29 protein-coding genes are annotated in these 18099 nt (G+C 64.3%); 16 read left to right on the forward strand and 13 right to left on the reverse strand.

Annotated elements, in window-relative coordinates; genetic code table 11:
• Nucleotides 1-4 precede the first annotated feature (4 nt).
• The 3 genes from BN1233_RS43965 to BN1233_RS40410 are packed head-to-tail and all read left to right on the forward strand — an operon-like array spanning nucleotide 5 to nucleotide 2102.
• The gene (locus tag BN1233_RS43965) at nucleotides 5-1363 is read left to right on the forward strand and encodes a recombinase RecT (RefSeq protein WP_048710774.1); all 1359 of its coding nucleotides are present in this window, start codon (nucleotides 5-7) and stop codon (nucleotides 1361-1363) included.
• A complete protein-coding gene (locus tag BN1233_RS40405) occupies nucleotides 1356-1814 on the forward strand; it encodes a hypothetical protein (protein WP_046869328.1) in 459 nt (152 codons plus the stop codon). Before BN1233_RS43965 ends, BN1233_RS40405 begins: the two co-directional genes overlap by 8 nt.
• Before the next feature lie 9 nt (nucleotides 1815-1823).
• Nucleotides 1824-2102, forward strand: coding sequence for a hypothetical protein (locus BN1233_RS40410; protein WP_046869329.1), 279 nt, complete (start codon nucleotides 1824-1826; stop codon nucleotides 2100-2102).
• A 60-nt stretch (nucleotides 2103-2162) separates the two neighbouring features.
• Here the strand turns inward: BN1233_RS40410 and BN1233_RS40415 are convergent, their stop codons facing one another.
• The 4 genes from BN1233_RS40415 to BN1233_RS48960 all read right to left on the reverse strand — a co-directional run bounded on the left by BN1233_RS40415 (nucleotide 2163) and on the right by BN1233_RS48960 (nucleotide 4420).
• Complete coding sequence (locus tag BN1233_RS40415) at nucleotides 2163-2513, reverse strand: hypothetical protein (RefSeq protein WP_052764133.1); 351 nt, start codon at nucleotides 2511-2513, stop codon at nucleotides 2163-2165.
• Between the two features lie 73 nt (nucleotides 2514-2586).
• Nucleotides 2587-3366 (reverse strand): hypothetical protein, encoded by a 780-nt coding sequence (locus BN1233_RS43970; RefSeq protein ID WP_048710777.1) that lies wholly within the window; start codon nucleotides 3364-3366, stop codon nucleotides 2587-2589.
• Between the two features lie 332 nt (nucleotides 3367-3698).
• Nucleotides 3699-3950 (reverse strand): WGR domain-containing protein, encoded by a 252-nt coding sequence (locus BN1233_RS40425; protein WP_046869330.1) that lies wholly within the window; start codon nucleotides 3948-3950, stop codon nucleotides 3699-3701.
• A 152-nt stretch (nucleotides 3951-4102) separates the two neighbouring features.
• On the reverse strand, nucleotides 4103-4420 hold the full coding sequence (locus BN1233_RS48960) for a hypothetical protein (RefSeq protein WP_046869331.1): 318 nt from the start codon (nucleotides 4418-4420) through the stop codon (nucleotides 4103-4105).
• Here BN1233_RS48960 and BN1233_RS40435 point away from each other — a divergent pair.
• The 13 genes from BN1233_RS40435 to BN1233_RS40495 all read left to right on the forward strand — a co-directional run bounded on the left by BN1233_RS40435 (nucleotide 4419) and on the right by BN1233_RS40495 (nucleotide 9991).
• Entirely contained in the window at nucleotides 4419-5108 is a 690-nt protein-coding gene (locus BN1233_RS40435; RefSeq protein ID WP_046869332.1) for a ParA family protein, read from the forward strand. The two genes, BN1233_RS48960 and BN1233_RS40435, sit on opposite strands and share 2 nt — an antisense overlap.
• Nucleotides 5105-5530 (forward strand): hypothetical protein, encoded by a 426-nt coding sequence (locus BN1233_RS40440; RefSeq protein ID WP_046869333.1) that lies wholly within the window; start codon nucleotides 5105-5107, stop codon nucleotides 5528-5530. Before BN1233_RS40435 ends, BN1233_RS40440 begins: the two co-directional genes overlap by 4 nt.
• Nucleotides 5527-5961, forward strand: a complete 435-nt coding sequence (locus tag BN1233_RS43975; RefSeq protein ID WP_048710779.1) for a hypothetical protein — start codon at nucleotides 5527-5529, stop codon at nucleotides 5959-5961. The genes BN1233_RS40440 and BN1233_RS43975 overlap by 4 nt, the downstream gene beginning before the upstream one ends.
• Nucleotides 5962-5974: 13 nt before the next feature.
• Nucleotides 5975-6193 carry a hypothetical protein gene (locus tag BN1233_RS40450; RefSeq protein ID WP_046869334.1) on the forward strand — a complete coding sequence of 73 codons (219 nt, stop codon included), beginning with the start codon at nucleotides 5975-5977 and terminating at the stop codon, nucleotides 6191-6193.
• A gap of 58 nt (nucleotides 6194-6251) precedes the next feature.
• On the forward strand, nucleotides 6252-6572 hold the full coding sequence (locus BN1233_RS40455; protein WP_046869335.1) for a hypothetical protein: 321 nt from the start codon (nucleotides 6252-6254) through the stop codon (nucleotides 6570-6572).
• 4 nt (nucleotides 6573-6576) lie between these two features.
• On the forward strand, nucleotides 6577-7011 hold the full coding sequence (locus BN1233_RS40460; RefSeq protein WP_046869336.1) for a hypothetical protein: 435 nt from the start codon (nucleotides 6577-6579) through the stop codon (nucleotides 7009-7011).
• A 351-nt stretch (nucleotides 7012-7362) separates the two neighbouring features.
• Nucleotides 7363-8454, forward strand: a complete 1092-nt coding sequence (locus BN1233_RS40465; protein ID WP_046869337.1) for a helix-turn-helix domain-containing protein — start codon at nucleotides 7363-7365, stop codon at nucleotides 8452-8454.
• Between the two features lie 18 nt (nucleotides 8455-8472).
• The gene (locus BN1233_RS40470) at nucleotides 8473-8817 is read left to right on the forward strand and encodes a hypothetical protein (protein ID WP_046869338.1); all 345 of its coding nucleotides are present in this window, start codon (nucleotides 8473-8475) and stop codon (nucleotides 8815-8817) included.
• A complete protein-coding gene (locus tag BN1233_RS40475) occupies nucleotides 8817-9032 on the forward strand; it encodes a hypothetical protein (RefSeq protein ID WP_046869339.1) in 216 nt (71 codons plus the stop codon). The genes BN1233_RS40470 and BN1233_RS40475 overlap by 1 nt, the downstream gene beginning before the upstream one ends.
• A 10-nt stretch (nucleotides 9033-9042) precedes the next feature.
• Nucleotides 9043-9306 carry a hypothetical protein gene (locus BN1233_RS40480; protein ID WP_046869340.1) on the forward strand — a complete coding sequence of 88 codons (264 nt, stop codon included), beginning with the start codon at nucleotides 9043-9045 and terminating at the stop codon, nucleotides 9304-9306.
• Complete coding sequence (locus BN1233_RS40485) at nucleotides 9303-9494, forward strand: hypothetical protein (protein ID WP_046869341.1); 192 nt, start codon at nucleotides 9303-9305, stop codon at nucleotides 9492-9494. Before BN1233_RS40480 ends, BN1233_RS40485 begins: the two co-directional genes overlap by 4 nt.
• The gene (locus BN1233_RS40490; protein ID WP_046869342.1) at nucleotides 9481-9702 is read left to right on the forward strand and encodes a hypothetical protein; all 222 of its coding nucleotides are present in this window, start codon (nucleotides 9481-9483) and stop codon (nucleotides 9700-9702) included. Before BN1233_RS40485 ends, BN1233_RS40490 begins: the two co-directional genes overlap by 14 nt.
• A gap of 70 nt (nucleotides 9703-9772) precedes the next feature.
• Nucleotides 9773-9991 (forward strand): hypothetical protein, encoded by a 219-nt coding sequence (locus tag BN1233_RS40495; RefSeq protein ID WP_046869343.1) that lies wholly within the window; start codon nucleotides 9773-9775, stop codon nucleotides 9989-9991.
• A gap of 89 nt (nucleotides 9992-10080) precedes the next feature.
• Here the strand turns inward: BN1233_RS40495 and BN1233_RS40500 are convergent, their stop codons facing one another.
• Genes BN1233_RS40500 through BN1233_RS43990 form a run of 9 tightly spaced genes read right to left on the reverse strand, consistent with a single transcriptional unit; the run spans nucleotide 10081 to nucleotide 18047 of the window.
• The gene (locus BN1233_RS40500; protein ID WP_046869344.1) at nucleotides 10081-10473 is read right to left on the reverse strand and encodes a hypothetical protein; all 393 of its coding nucleotides are present in this window, start codon (nucleotides 10471-10473) and stop codon (nucleotides 10081-10083) included.
• On the reverse strand, nucleotides 10470-10922 hold the full coding sequence (locus tag BN1233_RS40505; RefSeq protein WP_046869345.1) for a hypothetical protein: 453 nt from the start codon (nucleotides 10920-10922) through the stop codon (nucleotides 10470-10472). Before BN1233_RS40505 ends, BN1233_RS40500 begins: the two co-directional genes overlap by 4 nt.
• Nucleotides 10919-11392, reverse strand: coding sequence for a hypothetical protein (locus BN1233_RS40510; RefSeq protein ID WP_046869346.1), 474 nt, complete (start codon nucleotides 11390-11392; stop codon nucleotides 10919-10921). The genes BN1233_RS40505 and BN1233_RS40510 overlap by 4 nt, the downstream gene beginning before the upstream one ends.
• A 19-nt stretch (nucleotides 11393-11411) precedes the next feature.
• Complete coding sequence (locus tag BN1233_RS43980) at nucleotides 11412-12113, reverse strand: lysozyme (protein ID WP_048710783.1); 702 nt, start codon at nucleotides 12111-12113, stop codon at nucleotides 11412-11414.
• A gap of 6 nt (nucleotides 12114-12119) precedes the next feature.
• Nucleotides 12120-13391, reverse strand: a complete 1272-nt coding sequence (locus BN1233_RS40520) for a right-handed parallel beta-helix repeat-containing protein (RefSeq protein ID WP_046869347.1) — start codon at nucleotides 13389-13391, stop codon at nucleotides 12120-12122.
• A gap of 19 nt (nucleotides 13392-13410) precedes the next feature.
• Nucleotides 13411-13740 carry a hypothetical protein gene (locus tag BN1233_RS40525; RefSeq protein ID WP_046869348.1) on the reverse strand — a complete coding sequence of 110 codons (330 nt, stop codon included), beginning with the start codon at nucleotides 13738-13740 and terminating at the stop codon, nucleotides 13411-13413.
• Nucleotides 13727-14032: a hypothetical protein gene (locus BN1233_RS40530; protein WP_046869349.1), complete on the reverse strand. Its 306-nt coding sequence runs from the start codon at nucleotides 14030-14032 to the stop codon at nucleotides 13727-13729. The genes BN1233_RS40525 and BN1233_RS40530 overlap by 14 nt, the downstream gene beginning before the upstream one ends.
• A gap of 2 nt (nucleotides 14033-14034) precedes the next feature.
• Complete coding sequence (locus BN1233_RS48000; protein ID WP_052764134.1) at nucleotides 14035-14772, reverse strand: hypothetical protein; 738 nt, start codon at nucleotides 14770-14772, stop codon at nucleotides 14035-14037.
• On the reverse strand, nucleotides 14772-18047 hold the full coding sequence (locus BN1233_RS43990) for a tail fiber domain-containing protein (RefSeq protein ID WP_048710785.1): 3276 nt from the start codon (nucleotides 18045-18047) through the stop codon (nucleotides 14772-14774). The genes BN1233_RS48000 and BN1233_RS43990 overlap by 1 nt, the downstream gene beginning before the upstream one ends.
• Between the last annotated feature and the right edge of the window lie 52 nt (nucleotides 18048-18099).

Genomic DNA, 18099 nt, shown 5'->3' on the forward strand with positions numbered 1-18099 from the left:
TCAAATGAACGCACCGATGGTCGTCGAGCCTGCGCACCCGAACGTCGCAACCCTCACCGCATCAAGCACCGTGCATGCGATCGTGCCGCAGACGTTTGATGACGTCTGGCGCATGGCGCAGCTCCTCGCCAAGAGCGGGCTCGTGCCGTACGGGATGAACACTCCGGAGAAGCTCGCCGTCGCGATCATGCACGGGCTCGAGCTCGGCGTGAAACCGCTCCAGGCGATTCAAGGCATTGCGGTCATCAATGGCATGCCTCGGATATGGGGCGACCTGGCGCTCGCCGTCGTACGCTCGTCGCGTGAGCTCGAGCGGTTCAAGGAATGGCATGAGGGGCCTGAGCCACAGGATTGGGAGCGCCCGCAAGGCGACGAGCTCAACTACAAAGCCCTGTGCCTGGTGAAGCGCAAAGGCGAGGAAGAGATCGTCGCCGAGTTCTCGATCCGGGACGCGCAGATTGCAAAACTGTGGATGAAGCGCGGAGGCCAGGCCGGCGACAAAGATACGCCTTGGGTGACAAACCCCAAGCGGATGCTCAAGATGAGAGCGCGAGGCTTCGCGCTGCGCGACACCTTCGCGGACGTGCTCAAGGGCATGTTGATCGCGGAGGAACTGATTGGCTCGGAAGAAGAGGTGGACTATACGCCCGTCAACACCGAGCCTCCGCGCCCGCCGCGGATCGCACTCGCGGAAACGCAAACCGAGATCGCTGCAACAACTGCCCCTGTTGCAGCGGTGGACGACGCCGGGGTCGGTTCACCAGCCCCCCAGCCAATGAAGGCCCCGGCGTCGGCCCCTTCTCCCGAGCCCGAGGATGAGTTCGATCCCGAGGCTGCCCTGACGGAGATCGAGGAGCACTGCGCCGCAGCGCAAACCGCGAAGGACGTCGAAGAGATCCGCGACTTGTTCTCGGACGACTGGGAGCGCTTCACCCGCACGCAGCAGGAGAAGGCCGATTACCTCCTCGAAGAGGCGCTGAAGCGCATCACCAAGCCGAAGCGCGAGTCCCGCAGGAAGACCGCGGCCGAGCGCGAGGAGGGCCGCAAGCGTGTCGAGTCTGCCGGCGGGAAAGGCGCCCGCGAATATCTCGATGACGATCGCGCCGACGACGACCTGGCCCAGAGCGTCGAGCAGGATCCGTTCGCGATCGTCGAGACCTTCGATAACGAGGAGGCCTGGGCCGCGCATATCCGCCGTGCCATCGCTGCCGCCTCGAGCGTGGAGCACATCGAGAAGCTGAAAGCCGTCTGGAACGCTACGAAGGCCTTCCGGCAGGCTGCGGTCTCCCCTCCCCTGCGCACGGAGGTGCAGAAGGAGGCGGTCGCGAAGATGGACGAGATCGCGCAAGCCGCGGATGGCTAGGCGCCGATCCGAGACTGAGCGCACGACCGTGTGGCTGGTGAGACAGCCGCACGGGCTCGTCGCCGCGAGCGCTTTGGACCTCGAGGTGATCGAGCGTTATCGGATCGGTGCCAGGCTCACCTGCTATATCGAGCCACAGCGTCGGGACGAGGTACTCTACCGACGCTACCGCGCGATCGTCTCCAAGGTCGCAAAGGCCTTCGGCATCGACCACGATTCCCTGCATTGGCGCCTGCGTCTCAAATGCGGGTTGCACCGGGAGCTGCGCGAGCTCGACGGCGCGGTCTCGATCATCCCGCGCTCGACGACCGAACTCCAGGACGATGAGTTCAGGGCGTATTTCGATCGCGCCATGGTCGTCCTCATCGACGAGCTCGGAGTTCCCCCGGAGGAGATCTACGGGCCCGACACCTGGCACCAGGCCGGCATCAAGCACACGCTCGAGGACTGAGGAGACCGCATGATTCCGCTCATGTTCATCGGGATTACCGTTGGCGCGCTCACGATCGCGCTGATGCCGACGGAGTGGCTCTTCGCCATCGTGGCGGCTCCGATGGTCGCGTCGTTGGCAGTGCTCGCGGTCGGCGGATTCCTAGCGCTCTTCGGGCTCAGTAGCAGTCCGGACAGCCGTCGCAATACTGGCCGCACTGCCAGCAATATCGTTCCTCTGGCGGAGTATCGTCCTCGAGGCGATCGGCGGCCGAAGCCGCGACGAGATCGAGAAACATACCCTCGGTGATCTGCACGGCTCCGTGCTCCAGGATCGCTGCAGCCAGCGCCCTGCCCCGCTCAACCCGCGTCACTGGACGAGCCGCAGCCTCGGCCTGAGCCTCTCGACTGTCGCCGCGTGACCCCTCTCCGCTTGTTCCCATGTCGAGTACCTCTCAACGTAGCCGTTCTCGGGATGGTCATCGTCGGCGAAGACCATCGTTTCGAAGAGTAGCGGCGGGCCATCCATGAACCCGTGGTCGAGCCCGAGGAAGACGGTCGACACCTCGATGTCAGGGCCGACCTTCGTCTTCGCCACAACCCGGTTCTCGAAACTCTGATGCCACTCCGCCCACTGGAGGAGCGACGGCTCGTCGTTCGCCAGGGGCCTCGGTACCTTGTCGATCAGGATCCAGTAAAAGGGACGACGTCTGGGTGACATGAGCCCCTTTTAGCACGGCAGAACCGACGAAAGGAAACCGGCCGCGCGACTAGCTCGCCCCCTCCCCTTCCCCTCATGGTCGCCGAACTGGCGTGTAGAAGCGGGCGAACCGCCCTGCCCGCAAGGCCTCGGCCGACAAAGGTTTGACAGGCGCGACCGCGATCACCGGCATCGGAGGATCGGCCGCGGGCTTCGGCTCAAATCGCCCATAAGCAACCAAGGGTTTTCTTGTGGGTTTTTCCATTGACGGGAGTGTAACCACAATCGTCTCAGGAACAGTCTCCAATAACCCCTTCGAAGAAAACCCCCGGTTGCTTATGGGTGATTTGCGAACCGCCGAATCGCGGCGCTTGCAGGGCCGGGTATTGGCTGCCGAGAAGATTGCCTCCAGCTCAGGCGCAAAGCGATACCAAGCCACCCGGCGCCGGATGCCATCCTCGCCTCGGACATGCCCGCTGTCGGGGTTCAGGCGAACGATGATGCCAGCTTCCACCAGCGTCTTGATGGCTCCGCGGATCTGGGCCTCGGTCTGGCCGAGCTCGGCGCAGTCCTTCAAGCCCCCGAGACTCCCGAGCCCCTTGCGATCCTGTGTGCGGCGCACGATCGGGAACGGCTCTCCGAGCTTCTTCGGACTCGACCAGTAGCGCGCCAGGAATCGCAGGAGCGCGGCAGCCTCGGCGCGGTTGCCCCTTTTCTCCAGGAGCGGTGCGATGAACTCGATCGCCTCGTGCGGGATCCGATAGGGACCACACGTGCGGCTGACGTGGAAGGCTCGCCCAAGCGGGCGCCGCCCGCGGCGCACCGGCAGCGGGCTGACGGCTGCGGATGCAGCCTTGGCATAGTTGATGGGCATCGGTCCTTCAGGACCGCTTCACGCAGGCAATGGGGAACCGTTCGGAGAGAAGATCTCCGTTGACTCGACCAGCGATGTCAGGGATGATCGCCATTGCAGCGGGGCGACCAACCCTACGGAATTCGGGCCTTCGAAGTTACCAGCTTCGGAGGCCTTTCCATTTTCAGCGTCTCGCGGCTATCCCGCCTCCTCTGAAAGTTTCGAATCGTCCTGCGCGGATTCGCGCAGGCGTCGCCCATGAGGGCTCACGTTGGGGAAACGGTCAAGCCCATTGTCCCCAGCAATTTGAGATGATCACGCGCGGAGTCGTTAAGAAACCCGTAACGATCGGGTCAGCAGGCCTCGTAACCGCGCTTGATTTTGCGACGGGCGAGCAGCTCCAGCGCTTCGGTCGCAGCCTCTTCGGTCGGGTGCTCGTCGATCTTGCGCTGCCCCTCCCCTCCCCTGCCCAGTCGCCCCCAGCGCCGCTCGACCAAGTGGTAGCCGAACAAATCGAGATGCACCGAGATCTCGTAGAACCGGTTCATGTTCCGCTCGGGATCGATGCGGCGGAGGTAGACGGAGTGGCGGGGCTCTTCTGACATGGCGCCAGAAGACTCCCGGCTGGATTCGGCGTCAAGAACCGGCCTGGGCCCCGGCTACGACGTCTGTGAATGACCGTAATCCCTGCAATCAGATCACTGCACCCATTGAGATCACTGCGGTGATCTCGGTGACTGCCTTGACCGACAAGGCCTTAGTCACCGCAGCCAATCAGATCACTGCAGTGAAGTCGTGCTGTGATCTCGGTAACTGAGGTCAGGTAAGGGACTGCAGTCACCGACATGATGGCAGTGTCAGCTGTGACCTGAGCCAAGGCAGCCAAGGCAGCCAAGGCAGCCAAGTCAGTGGCCGCAGCCAATGGCGTGACTGCATTCAATGACGTCAATGAATTCATTGGCTTCAATCCGGTCATGCCAGCCACTGCGGTCACGGCAGTGATGCCTTTACCTGATGTTAAGAACCTCATGGCATTGGTCGACCTCACCGCAGTAACGGCAAGGAGGTCGTTCATGGCAGTAATTCCGTTTGTTTCCAGCAAGGGCGGGGCCGGCAAATCGACCTCTGCCCTGATCCTCGCCACCCAGCTAGCCGCCCGTGGCAGCAAGGTGACGGTCCTCGACTGCGATCAGAACCAGCACTGCGCTGAGTGGTACGCCGAGGCCAAGAACAAGAGCGTCGCAGTCGTGGGGGACATCACCTACAAGACCGTGGTCGAGGAGATCGAAAAGGCCCATCAGGTGTCCGACGTCGTGATCGTCGATCTGCAGGGTAGCCAGAACATGACCGCGTCCCGCGCGATCTCCCGCGCCACGATGGTATTGATTCCGCTCGGGGCTACCCACCTGGACGCGAAGGAAGCCACGAAATCGGTCGGCCTCGTGCAGGACGAGGAGGTCGTGCTGCGGCGGGCCGTTCCCTACCGTGCTTTCTTCACAAAGTGCCGCCCGAAGCCCACGATCGAGGAACGGAAGATCAAGGACAACCTGTTGGGCCTCGGCGTTCCGATGCTCCAGACCCGTCTTCTGAGCCGCGTGGCTTACGAGAACCTGTTCAGTTACGCAGTCTCGCTGTCGGACTATGCCGACCAAGGCGTCGGGGTCAGCGGCGTTGAGGAGGCGATCAGGAACGCGGACGAATTCGTGGACGACGTCGTGGCGGCGCTGAACGACCTCGACGGAGACGCGAGGGCCGCAGCATGAGCGAGAATGCGGAGAGGAAGGTTCTGGCCATTCCGAGGAAGCGAGAACTCCCGCCACCCGCCCAGTTGGAGGTCGTCGACCAGGTCGCAATCGAGAGCGGCTGGGGGCAGGGCGCAATGGGGGAGGGGGAGCCCCCTCCCGCTTCCCGGCCAGAGCCGCCCGTGGCGCCGACAGCGGCCCCGAAGAAGCCGAGAGCCCAGAGACCTGCCCAAGAGCAGCCTGCGGCCCCGGTAGCGCCTCTCGTCGCCATGCCAATGCGGCGCCGGAAGCAGGTCGATGAACCGACGATGAGCTTCACGGCCCGCGTTTCGATCCGCTCCGGTAACGCCTTCATCGAGTGGTGCCACGAGGAGAGGATCTCCTACCGCGAGGGGTTCGATTACCTGATGGATCTGCTCGCGAAGGAGCGGGCAGGGCAGTGACATCAGCCAATGAAGTCAATGCATTCAATGACGCCAATGAAGTCGTGGAATTCAGGGCAATGGCAGATCAACAGTCTCAGGGGGTAGAGCCCAAGGCCGTGCCAAGGCGCAATCGCGGGACGCCTGAGCAGGTCCACAACTTCACGATGCGCCTGCATCGGGATGATGTGGAGAAGTTCATTCGCTTCTGCGAGCACAAGCGTCTTAGCTACAGGGAGGGGTTCGCGCTCCTCCTTGAGCGGATGCGCGAGGCGCACAGCCGCGACGCGCAGGAGCGCATCTACAAGAATGACCTGTCGGAGGAGCCGACCGTTCCGCTCTCGATCCGACCGCCGCTGAGTGTCGCGAACCGCTTCGTAGCGTACTGCAAGGCGAACCGGCTCGCATACTGGGAAGGGCTCTCAGAGCTCATGGACAAGGCTAAGGTATAAGGGAGGAGCCTCAATGATGGTGCCGCAAAGGACAATCACGGACATCGATCTGCTGTTCGACGTCCCGATGTATGATGCCCTTAAGCTACTGGCGAAGGATGCCACGGATCCGGAGGTCAAGGCCGCCGCGAAGCTGCTCCGCGCGAAGCTCGTGCCGAATGACTCCAGCGCCTCCAGCGTTCTCGCCGCGATAAGGCCGAGGGTCCACTTCAGCACGCAGATCTCATACTGAGGGGAGGGGGCTTCGGGCCCCCTTTTCCTTTGGGGCGGTCTGTGCGAACCGGCTCCCCATGACCAGAACCGCAGACCTCGACGAACTCGTCTACATGACCTGGCTCCTGGCCGAGGGGCACACGGACGTCAGACCTCTTCCGGACGGCAGGCGATGGGCCGGGATCCGGCCGCTCATGTTCACCCACGCCATCTTCGTCGGGCAGATCGGCGACAAGGTGGGCTACGACGACCGGTGGTGCTATCATAGCTACCAGGACGCCAAGCAGGCGCTGGAGGCCTGGACCGGTGAGGGGGAGCCCTCAGGCTGGCACAGGAATCCCCGCAGCGGCCGGCGCCGGCCAGACGGTGATCCGGCGCAGGAATACGTCGACTGGTGACGTCATGGACGACGCGAAATACGACGAGATCCACTCGCTGCTCAGGCAGATCCTCGAGGATCTGAACGCGCACAATGCGCGGATGCGGGAGTGCTCGCGCATCTGGGCCGAGAAGGACCGCCTCCGCGAGGAGCACGCGCGCCTGAGCCCCGAGGAGCAGCGGAAGCGCTGGCCGAGCCTCCACGCACAGCTCACCGCGCTCAACGCGAAGATGTCTGCTGTGCTCGACGCGAAGCCGCCGCAGCGCGAGGAGCCCGCACAGCAGGGCAGGGGGCTCGACCAGGCCGTCGCCGCGGCCATGGCGGAACTCTCCAGGCAGAGCCGCGAGGGGCCGAGGAATTTCTACGTCTACGGCGCCGAGGATCCGGGGCGCTTCGGTGTCGACGGCGAGCTCGACGTCGTCGCCCTGGTGCGCGCGATCCTGCCCAGTTCCCCTTAGTTTGGGCCAGTTTCTCCACATGACCGTGGGGCATCAGCCGATTGGCCGATCTCCCCTCTTGTCCTCGGGGTTTAACCCGGGATAATACATTACCCAATATCGCCGCAATTCGCAGCCGGCCAATGAGCTGCCGCATAGACTGCTTATGTCTAGACGAGGCGATGAATATGGGTCGGAAGAATTTCGATCAGGTATAGTGGAGGATGAAGAGTGGGAAGATTTGCACGTCCTTTTGAGATCGAAGTCACCCGTCAGGGTAATATAGCCTGCCAGTACAGGGTTAAACTACAGTGTTGTAGGTGCCCAAGGCACGAGACTTTCCGGTCGCGGAACCATCCTGCTGATGACTGGGTGCTCAAGAGGTTCAAAGAGTGGGGATGGGTGGTCGCCAAATCCCCACGGGATCACATCTGCCCCACCTGCGCGGGTACCGACCAGACCGAGAACCGCCTGGCCGACCACTTCAAAGTCGTGACAGGGGAGGGGAGGGTGCCCTCGCGCGGCGAGCTCGCCGACCAGGTCGCCAAAGAGCGCCGCATCCTGGATGAACAGACCGCTATTCTCCTCGAGCGCCACAACCTTGGGACATCCCAGACAGTGAAGAAGTCCAAGATCCCTGACGGCCCGATCCTCGTGAATGGCTCCGTCGAGGTAAAACATCCCGCCCACATCCACGAGGCGCTATCGACCATAGCTTCCGAGACGGCAAACAACCGAGCCGCAGTGGAACTGATGATCGACCAATTCACGAAGTGCCAACAGCTTCTGAATCAGCAAATCACCGCGCTTGGGAATATGACTGCGATGCTGGCGCGCGTCGGTGATGGGATCCACAACGGATTGCGCGAACTAAGCCAGAACCTCAATGAGAACACGAGGCAGGTCGAGGCAACGAACCAGCACCTGCTCGAGAACACCGAAGTCATCCGCCAGGTTCACGCGAAGCTTTCTATCCGGGACGGCTCCGTCCCCGCGACTGTCGAGCCGGTGTCAGAGCCGATCGTCGCTGAGCCGGTCTCCAGCGAGACTGCCCCTGAGAGCACCCTGCCCGCTGACCTGCTCTCGATGCTCATGCCGGAACAGGCGCAACAGCCCGAGCCCGAACCTGAGCCCGTCGCGACTATTCCCGCCGACCTGCCGGCCGAGCCGCCCTCCTCCTTGCCAATACCTCTGTCGGCCCAGATCCGTGCTGCCCGCCAGGCGAAGCGGATGACGCAGCAGCAGATCGCTGACAAACTCGGTGTCTCAGGCTCTGCCGTCACCCAGTGGGAGAGTGGCACGCATGCCCCGAGGGCCGAGACGCTGCCGGCCCTCTGCAAGCTGTTGGGGATCAAGCTGTCGGCTGCACCCCGCCCGTCTACAGCTCAGAAGAAGAGCGTCGTTGAGCTCAAGAAGCGCGCAGCTCCGGCGAGCAGGTCTCGGGCGAAGAAGCTCGCGGCCTGACCACGATCGGATGAGACGATGGGTGAAGCCAAGCGCAAGCGGGAGAAGATGACCCCTTACGAGATCGAGATGCAGAAGCTCCAGCGCGACCTGGCCGACAAGGGGCGCGTGATCGAGGCCGGCTGGGTGGCCCTACGGGCACTCGCAATTCCTCAAGAGGCCTCGGAGCAGCAGGTTCAGGATATGCGCGCCGCCTACATGTCGGGAGCGCAGCACCTGTTCGCGTCGATCATGGGGATTTTGGATCCCGGCGAGGAGCCTACCGACGCCGATCTCCGCCGCATGGACCTGATCGACAAGGAGTTGCGGGACTTCGCGCGCGAGTGGGAGCTCAGGTTCCACAAGGCGAAAGGAAGCGCGTGATGACCCGGGCAGAGCATCTCGACTGGTGCAAGGCGAGGGCGCGGGAGTACCTCGAGACCGGCGACCTCGCCCAGGCCGTCGCGTCGATGACCTCGGACATGCGCAAGCACCCGGAGACCGAGCGGAGCATGGACCCGCTGATCGCGATGCTCGGGATGCAAGAGACGCTGAAGGGCAGGGATGCCGTGAGGCGCTGGATCGAGGGGTTCCAGTGAGGAGCGCGATATGACCGATTACGGCAAGGTCGAGGTGCATGTGCCGTCCCTCGACGAGAAGCGGATCTCGCTCATGGAGCGGGACCACTACTTCGGCATGCGAGACATGGCCGCGCAGGGAATCAGCAAGTTCGGCCTGGAGGTCGGTGGCGGGATTGCGCTGTCGGGCGTGGCGCGCGAGCTGCGCCGCCATCTCACGCTGGAACAAGTGCAAGAGGTGTTCCGCCAGTTCGCCGAGACGATGCCGCAGGCGGCTGCAGGAGACGAGCCGTGAAGGATGGTGACGCCGTCGAGGTCTCGGAATCTGACGCTCTGAAGGAGCGGGTAGCGTTCCTCGAGCAAGCGCTTGAAGACATCGAGCACCTGGCCGAGCGCGCCTGGAGCACCACCGCAAACGACAGAGCGTTGAAATCGATCGCGCAGATGGCGCGAGACGCGCGGAGCCCTCATGAAGACCGGTGACCGCGTGACACTGATCGCCGACGAGCGCGAGGTCGAGGCCACGGTCATCCTTGCGAGTCAGAACGGCCGGAGCCTCATGCTCTCGTTCGAAGCGATCATCTTCGGCGCCGTCGGCATGATGCCGGTGCTGAAGGAAGACGACGGCTCGTGGGTCGCGGTCATGGCTGGACAGCCGGTTGAGATCAGGCCTATGGTTAATCCGCGCTAAGTGTATGGTTAATAAGCGCTTTCAGGTTCCATAATGTTTGTTCTGCGAATCCGCGCTGGAGGTGTTTACCATGAGCGACAACCGGGATTTGCTCACCGAGATCCGTGATGGTGTCCACAGCATGGACCGCCGGCAGGCTGCGCAGATGGAGACGCTGACCGGACTCGTGCGCGACATCCATTCGCTGCTGACTCAGACCGCAGAGACGCTGACCGACCACAACCGGCGGCTCGCGAACCTTGAAGCGCGCATGGACCGCCTGGAGAGCGCGCGACGGAGCGGAACCTGACACAAAAGGAGCCCGAGGCCTCCGACACGACCTCGGGCTCAGAGAAGGAAGGATGAGGCAAGCAGCGGCTGGTTTGCTCACCTCGCGAGCTACATAGTACGGTTCCTGTCCTGCGACCAGCCTGATCTACCGCGCCCGACAATGGCAGCGATCTCGTCGATGCTGCGCCGCATGCGCGTGAGTTCCTCGCAGGCGATATTCCATTTCTCCAGACTCGCGGCCTGAACGCGCGCTCCGTCGAAATGCGCCTCCGCCAGACGGTCGACCGATGCGGTCAGGCGCTGCACCTCCGTGACATACATGTCGACCGATGTCTTGGTCGCAATCGCTCCGGCGACGCCCTGCAACTGCCCTGCCCTCGCGGCCTCGGCCATCTGCTTCGCGCGATCCATCTCGGCCCTCCTATACATGAAGAACGCTGCGATGGCGGGCAACAAGACGCCCAGAAGCGGCGCGATGTCTTTGAGGATCTGCAGGATCATTCGCGCGCTCTCAACCAAGCCTTCTCACGCCAGCGGAAAGAGTCTTGGGCGAACAAGTCGGTCCCTCCCCTCAAACCGGCGAAGATTTCGAACACGAAAGCGGTCGCAGCGACCGCGAGCAGCAGCGGCGGGCCGAGACCATCCGGATGTGTGCGCTCGATGAGCACTTCGATCACGATCGCGAAGACGAGCGACAGCCAGTAGCCGCTGCCGATGCAGCATCCCACGAGACGCCAGATCGGCGCGTTGCGGTTCTGTTCACTCCGAAGGATCGCCCACCAGCGCACCAGGCCGATGATGAGAAGCGCGAACCCGCCCCACGGCTCGTTGATCCAGCGCTTCATGACTGCGTAGTGCGGCAGGAGAAACGTGTCCCCGGGCCACATCAGGGTGATGCCGCACGTCACCATGAGCGTCGCGAGCATCATCTCGAGGGCATGGGTTTTCATGACCGCACGGGCTCCGCAGCAGCCGATGGCGGAGGCGCGTTGGTAGCGGCGAGCACGCCGATCTTCGCCTCGAGCTTCTCGCGGATCGATTCCGGCGTGAGATCGAAATGCTTGAGCGCATCGGGCGCGGCTTTGAGCACATACTCGACGGCTTCCGCCAGGAGCACCGAGCGCACATCGAGGCGCAGGCCCGTCGCGGCTGTTCCGGCCCGTGCCACGATCAGGCCGGCGGCATTCGTCAGCGAGGTCTGCAGCGCCTCTCGGTGCTTGGCTTCGATCTCCAGGCCGAATTTGCAACGGAGGAGATTCCACAACCAGGTGAGAGCAATCGCGATGAGGACTGTGATCATCTCGGTGAGGAGCGGCTGCAGTGCACCGAAGATACTTCCGACGTCGACTGTGGTGTCCTGAGCGAAAGCGGCAGTCGGCGCCAGCAGGATCGCCGCGCCGTGCGTGAGACCTTGGAGCATGTCGTGGCCTTTCATGCGGTCAGGAGGAGGGGGTGGATCCGCCGGGGATGAGCGCGCGGAGATCCTCGGGCTTGGCACCGAGGGCGAGGGCGAGGGCGACGACTGACGAGACGGCGTCGGTCGCGAGCGCAGTGATCGTGGTGTCGGACTCGACCACGGGCGCGGGTACGGGCAGGCCGAGGCAGGCGCGTAGGTCGCTCCCGATGTCGAGCCGCTTCGCGCTTCCCCAATCGATGGCGCCGGTCGACTTGACCTTCGTGTATTCGAGGATAGTGCCGTCGTGGCTCCACAGGCCGTCGAAGAACAGGCGGCATTCCTTCTCGCGGCGCTCGACGATGGACGCAGGCTTGTTCCATGTCAGGAAGGATTTGCGCGCAGCCTCATGGTCGCCGGCCCTCACTTGCTTGACCCACGTCGCCCTTTTGATCCCGCCCGTGTTGAAGTGAAATGAAACCGCCGCAGCGAACTGGGCTTGGGTGAGGGTGTGCCCCTCGAATGCCTGTCGCACGTCCTCTGCGTAACGCTCCAGCGCCCAGACGTAGATCCGCAGGCAATGGTCGAGCGGCTGTGGGCTGTTGATGTATCGCTCGACGCGGTGACCGCTCGCAGAGGTGATCCCGATTGACCAGGTCCAGACATCGCCGGGATTCTTGTAGGCTTGGCGACACAGAGCTTCGTGCGAGGCGAGTTCCATCGCCACGTCGTAATCGACCTGATTCATGAGCCCCTACCCTACTCTCATCCGGTATGCGCCCCCTGACCTGTAGAGCCCGCCGAGCGGAACTCCGCCGCTCGCTGCCTCGAGATCGTCGGCGTAGCTCTCGTGCAGGTAGATCGGACCCGACGCGGACCTGCCGATCGTATTGATTCCGATCGCAGCGCAGCTCCGAGCCGGGGAGCCGACGAACGACCGCACATAGCGCCACATCACCCCGCCATCCGAGGCGCTCGCGACCATGTGCGTCGGTGGCGCGAAGCCCGTCACACCAGCCCGGGTCGAGACGTAGATGTGCAGGCCTGCGAGCCGGTAGATGCCGTTCGATGCAATCCACTCGCCCGGTGTCCACGGCAGGTAGGCGACGCCGGCCGTGCGGATCGCGTTGAACTGTGTCGCGATCTCCTGATCGTCGTCGAGGACATTGCCGGTGACGGTGTTGTGCTGTCCCGTCCCGCCGAAGTTGGCCGAGATCCCGATCCCGGCCCATTTGCCGCCCTCCCGGCCATTGCCGATGCAGGCGTTGCCCGCGGCGACGTTGTGGGATCCCCAGAGCCAGAGCCCCGCGCGCATGTTCCGGTAGCAGACATTGTCTCCGACCGTGTTGCGGTAGCCCGTGACCGAGATCCCGTTGTCGCCCGTGTTCTCCGCGTGGTTGCCGAGGATGCGGTTGAGGTAAGCGTCGTGCGTGACGCCCACCAACTCGATAGCGTTGGCGAGCGTGGTGTTGGCCTCGACGAGGTTGCGGTTAGCGCCCTCCCCCAGCCGCACGCCGAACCCGGAGTAGCGCATGATCAGATTGCGGGTGATCTCGTTGTTCGCTGCTCCGGAGATCCCGATCGCCGTCGACTCGCCGTCGAGCATCTCGTTGGCGTCGACCTGGTTGAAGCGCGTCTCGGCGCCGGTCAGCAGGATCGAGCCCGCTGGGGCTCCGGGGCAGCCGAGGAATCGGCTCTGCCTGATCGAGCAGCGCCGCGCGCCATTGCGGAGCGTGATGATGCTCTCGCTCGGCGAGAGCCCGATGTCGCCCTCGATCGCGAGGCCGACGATATGCGCGTCCTCGCACCCGTCGAAATCGAACGCGGTGCCTGTCGTGAGGCAGTCCATCAGGATGCGCGGGCGACCGTTCCCGGCGCGGATGGTGAAGCCGCTCGGCATCTTGAAGGTGCCGTGCATCCGGTAGGGGCGCTCGCCCTCGTCGAGAACGACCGTCCTGAAACCGGATGCGATGGTATAGTCGAGAGCGGACTTCAGATCCTCTTGCCACCGCGGATCGAAGGCCATGCTCGCGCGTCAGAGCCGGTCAGGCTGCAACGCCTGCTGCGAATGCGTTCGCCCGCGCGTCCCAGATCGTGCTCAACACGAACTCGATATCGGCGTCGGGGATCGCGCTCTCGCCGACCTCCTCGAGCCCGCCTGCGATCACGTTGTTCGCCGCCGCGATGTGCAGGGCCAGCAACAGGGCTTTGTCCTCACCGCGCAGCACGCGGTTTGCGTAGGCGAGCCTGTTTGCGTGGTTGGGCGTTGAGGGATCCTCCGATGCCACGTTCTGCGCCGTCTTGAGCGCGAGGAAGCTCACGCGCGTATAGAACGTCGGCTGAGATGCCGCTGCGATGATGTCACGGGTTGCCATAGTAGACCTCTCCGAGAGTTGGCCCGCCAACCAGATCGGGCGGGGCTTGGGTGATGCGCTCGTCCAGCGATAGCTCGCGCGGCTCGACGAGCGCGGCGATGGCTTCGGGATTGCTGCCCGTGATCGGGCGCGGCGGTTTCATATGCTCGACGAAGGCGTCGAGCCGCTCGCCCGTGTAGTATTCGCCGGTCTCCAGATCGACCGGGACGAAGAATGCATTCCAGCGCCCGTCGTCGTAGTCGACCTCGATGCGGCCCGTGTCGGGATGAAAAGACGTAATCTTGTAGGCCATGCTCAGACTCCCCACTCGATCAGGACGCGCCCATTCGCGCCGTTGCCCCCTGCGGAGCCGTTGTAGTAAGCGCCCGCGCCGCCGCCCCCGATGGTGATGCCAATTGTGCGGCCGTATCCCGGCCCGAAATAGGAGTGCCCGAAACCGCCGCCGCCGCCGCCATTTCCAGAGCCCATGCCCGCGCCGCCGCCACCCGGCCAGCCACCCCCATGCCCCTGTCCGACACCGCCGCCGCCGCCATAAGGGGAGCCGCCGCCGCCGTATGCCTGACCATTCCAGTTGCCGCCGTAGCCGCCACTGAGATTTTCGGTGTTGCCGGAATAGCCGTAGCCGCCATGACCACCATTGACCCCCGCGCCGCCAACGCCGCCGGTTGCTCCGACATAGCCATGAATGACGGACCCGCCGCCATCACCGCCGCCAAAGCCACCCCAACCGCCGCCGCCGCCCCCGCCCCAGACGCGCAATCTCAACCATGCGTGGCTCGGCACCCAGATTTCATAATAGCCGGGTCCGCCGTGATCCCATGCGCCGCCATAGGAACGGTAGGCCCCATAGAACCCGCTCATCCAGATCGGCCCGTGGTTTGGATCGATCTGGATGTTGTTGTTCTCGGGGTTGTTGCCGATGATCCCGTGGCCCTTGTAGTAGCTGTAGAGATCGTAGACGGCCTGACCGGGACGGAACTCGTCTCGGATCTCTGTGATCCAGAGTGTCGAACCCCAGCCTTTAATCGGCATCAGCGCGCCTCCAGTTTCGCGGCGAGCTCCTTGATGGCCTCGATGAAGTAGCCGGCCAGGTTCCCGTAATCGACCGACAGCATCCCGTCCCTGTCCTCCCGCACGAGTTCCGGCGCGATCGGCCGCAACTGCTGCGCGATCACGCCCGCGCTGGTCTCGCCGCTCTCGATGCGGTCGAACCACACGCCCTGCATGGCGAGCACCTTGGCGAGGGCGTCGGTGATCGGCCGCACATTCTTTTTCATGCGGAGGTCGGAATAGGCCCCGACGTTGCCCGAGAAGGTCACGGTGCCGTCAGTCAGCGAGAGCTGCATCGGGTGGCGGCCATTCGGCCCGCTGTCCCATGTGTTCGCGTCGGTGCCGCCACGCAGGACGTAGAAGTAGTTGGAGTTGTTGTGGATGAACGAAGACCACTGGCCGCCCGTGATGTCGCGGAGCTTGATGGTTGGATCCTCGCCGCGGACCTCCAGCATCGGAACGCGCACTGGGGCGACGTTGAACCCGTAAACCGTGCCGTCGTAGTGGATCCAGCGGGCATCGCTGGCGGCACCGAAGAAGATCGCACCCGTGCCATTGCCGCGGCTGGCGATCAGATCCCGCGCGGTGAAGGTGCCATCGGGGTCGATCTTGACCGTGGTCTTGTAGACACCGGCCTCGCGGTTGTTGAAGGTGAGGCTCTTGGTGTCGGGATGGCGCTGGATATACCAACAGTTGTCCCAGTTGGTGCCGACTGCGACGACGCCCCAACCGTCCGTCCGGTAAGACGAAATCGCAGGCGCGATCACCTCGCTCGTGAACGTGTTGCTGCCCGACAGGCTCGCGAGTTGGTAGGTCGTGCCGTTGACGCGCGCGAAGATTCCGCCGGTCGTCGTCCAGACATCGCCGTTCGCAGGCGACGTCGGAGCCGTGCCGTGCGGCAAGTTGATCGAGGCGGTTGAGGTCGACGGCGTCGCGAAGGTTTGCCTCGCCGTCCATGTTTGCGCCCGCTCAACAGTCGCAACCTGGCGCGTGGTCGAGCCCATCCGAAAAAAGAGTGCGTTGGATGCAAACCAAAAGTCGCCGCTGACCGGAGACGTCGGCGCTGTGCCGCTCGGGAGATTGAACCCTGCACCCTCGGCGGTCGGGGCGACCGTGGTGAGCTTGCCCTCCATCGTGTCGCCGGCCTTGTCGACCTTGGTGGTGATCGCGTCCTCAAGGCCGTCGATCTCGCTCGCCGGGTGGCGGTGCGGGGCAGGCGGAAAGGTTTCGGGCTTCTCGGCGATATCCGGCCACGCGGTCGAGATCGCGCCGATCGCGGCCTCAACATCGGTGACATTCGCCTTGGTGGCCACCTCCGCATCGAGTTCCTCGAGCGCCGCTTGGACGTTCACCGACTGCAGGTTGCCGGTCGGCGTGACCACGATGTTGGTGGCGTCGCCGGTCGAGAAATCCCTCGCCTTCTCGGCCCAGTGCCGAGCCGAATACCCGTTGGGCGCAACCGCGACATCCTCGGGCGCATTGGCCCAATCCTGCGCCAGGTTGCGCGCCGTTTCGGACGCGGCCTGCGCGGCCTCCGCATTCGCCTCCGCCGTCTCGGCTGCTTCGCGAGCGGCTTCAGCCCCGCTACGGGCCGTCTCGGCGCCCGTGCGGGCCGTTTCCGACGCCGTGCGGTCTGCGGCAACCGCGACCCGGTCAGCCTCGACCTCGTCACGCAGTCCCGTAACCGTCGCGAGATCCGTGGCGACCGCAGCACGATCGGTCGCCGTCTCATCGCGCAGGCCCTGAACCGTAGCGAGGTTCGTCGCCACCTCCGCGCGATCGGCCTCGACCCCGGCAGCCGTCGTATTGACCGTGAGCCGGTAGGCCTCCGCTTCGTCGCGTGCAAGGAACGTGGCGTCACGGGCCGCAACCGTTTCGTCCCGCGCTGCCGTGGTGACATCTCGTGCAGCCTCGGTGCCTGTAAGAGCGGCCTCGACGGCGGCGCGATCATCGGCAACTGCGAGCCGATCGGCTTCGACCTCACCACGCAGAGTCGTGACGGTGACCAGATCGGCCCCGACTGCGGCGCGGTCTGTGCCCGTAGCGTCGCGGAGTTCCTGCACGGTCGCAAGATCCGCCGCGACCGTCGCCCGGTTCGCCTCGACCGCTGCCGCCGCCGTTGCGACCTCGGCCCGATCAGCCTCCGCCTCGTCACGCGCCGCGAACGTGGCATCGCGCGCCTCGAGCGTCACATCGCGCGCTGCGGTCGTGACATCGCGCGCCTCGATGCCGGTGTCGCGTGCGGCCTCCGACGCCGCCTGTGCAGCCTCTGCGCCAGACCTCGCGGTCTCCGCCCCCGTGCGTGCGAACTCAGCCGCGCCGGCCGAGGCTGCAGCTTCTCCAGCCCGCGTGGTTGAGATCCCGGCCTGCGCGGTGCTGGTCGCAGCGCTCGCCGCCGCATTCGACTCGCTCGTTGCCGCAGCCTGTTCCGATGCCAGACTCGCCGCAGCGCTGTTCGCACTGGCCTCGGCTGATGACGCGCTCTGCGATGCGCTCGTGGCGCTGTTGGTTTCCGAGGTCTGGCTCGCCGTCTCCGAGGCTTTCGCCGCGTTCTGGCTCGCCAGAGAGGCAGCAGCGCTGTTCGCGCTCGCGCCTGCGGAAGTGGCGCTGTTCGTCTCGCTCGTCCTTGCGGCTGCTTCGGACGCAGCCGCTGCCAGCGCCGAGGCTAACGCGTCGCTGCGATACGGCCCCAGGATGTTGTCGAGGTCGCCCTCGACCACTGCGGTCCAGATCGTCTCGCCGACCTCCCTGTATTGGATCGAGTAGGTCTCGGGGTCGACCCGAAACTCGACCGGCGCTGCGCTCTCGCCTTTCAGGCTCTGCCCTGCCGACCAGTGACCGGTTGCATCGGAGAGCTTCGCAGAGATCAGGAAGGGATTCGTGTCGATCTGCAGGAAGGTGAAACCGCGCTTCTGGTTGTCGAAGGCTGCGCGGTCAGCCAAGGAGCCGAACGCATCCGGCTTGAACGGCAGGCCTTCTCGAATGCGCTTGATGAGTTCCTGCACGAGCGCATTGGTCGTGACATTGCTCGACCAGTAGGGGCTGGTCTTCATGAGCACGAACGCGGTCTGATCCGTCGCCGTCTCCGCAGGCCAGCCATAGGCCAGCATCAGCTCCGCGCTGGAGACGACCTTGTCGATCGGGACGCTGACGCCGTTAAGATTGAAGGTATCTCCCTCCAATGCAACGAACTGCGTGTGGAAACCCGTGACCGTGCGGCTCCCGGCTGTCACCGAGACCGAGTTTTCAATCGGCATGGTTGTGTTGTCCTCGCTCGGCCTGAGAAAGGTTCGTTGAGATCGGATTGTG

This window comes from Microvirga massiliensis (genome assembly GCF_001006805.1).
Classification (GTDB): Bacteria; Pseudomonadota; Alphaproteobacteria; order Rhizobiales; family Beijerinckiaceae; genus Microvirga; species Microvirga massiliensis.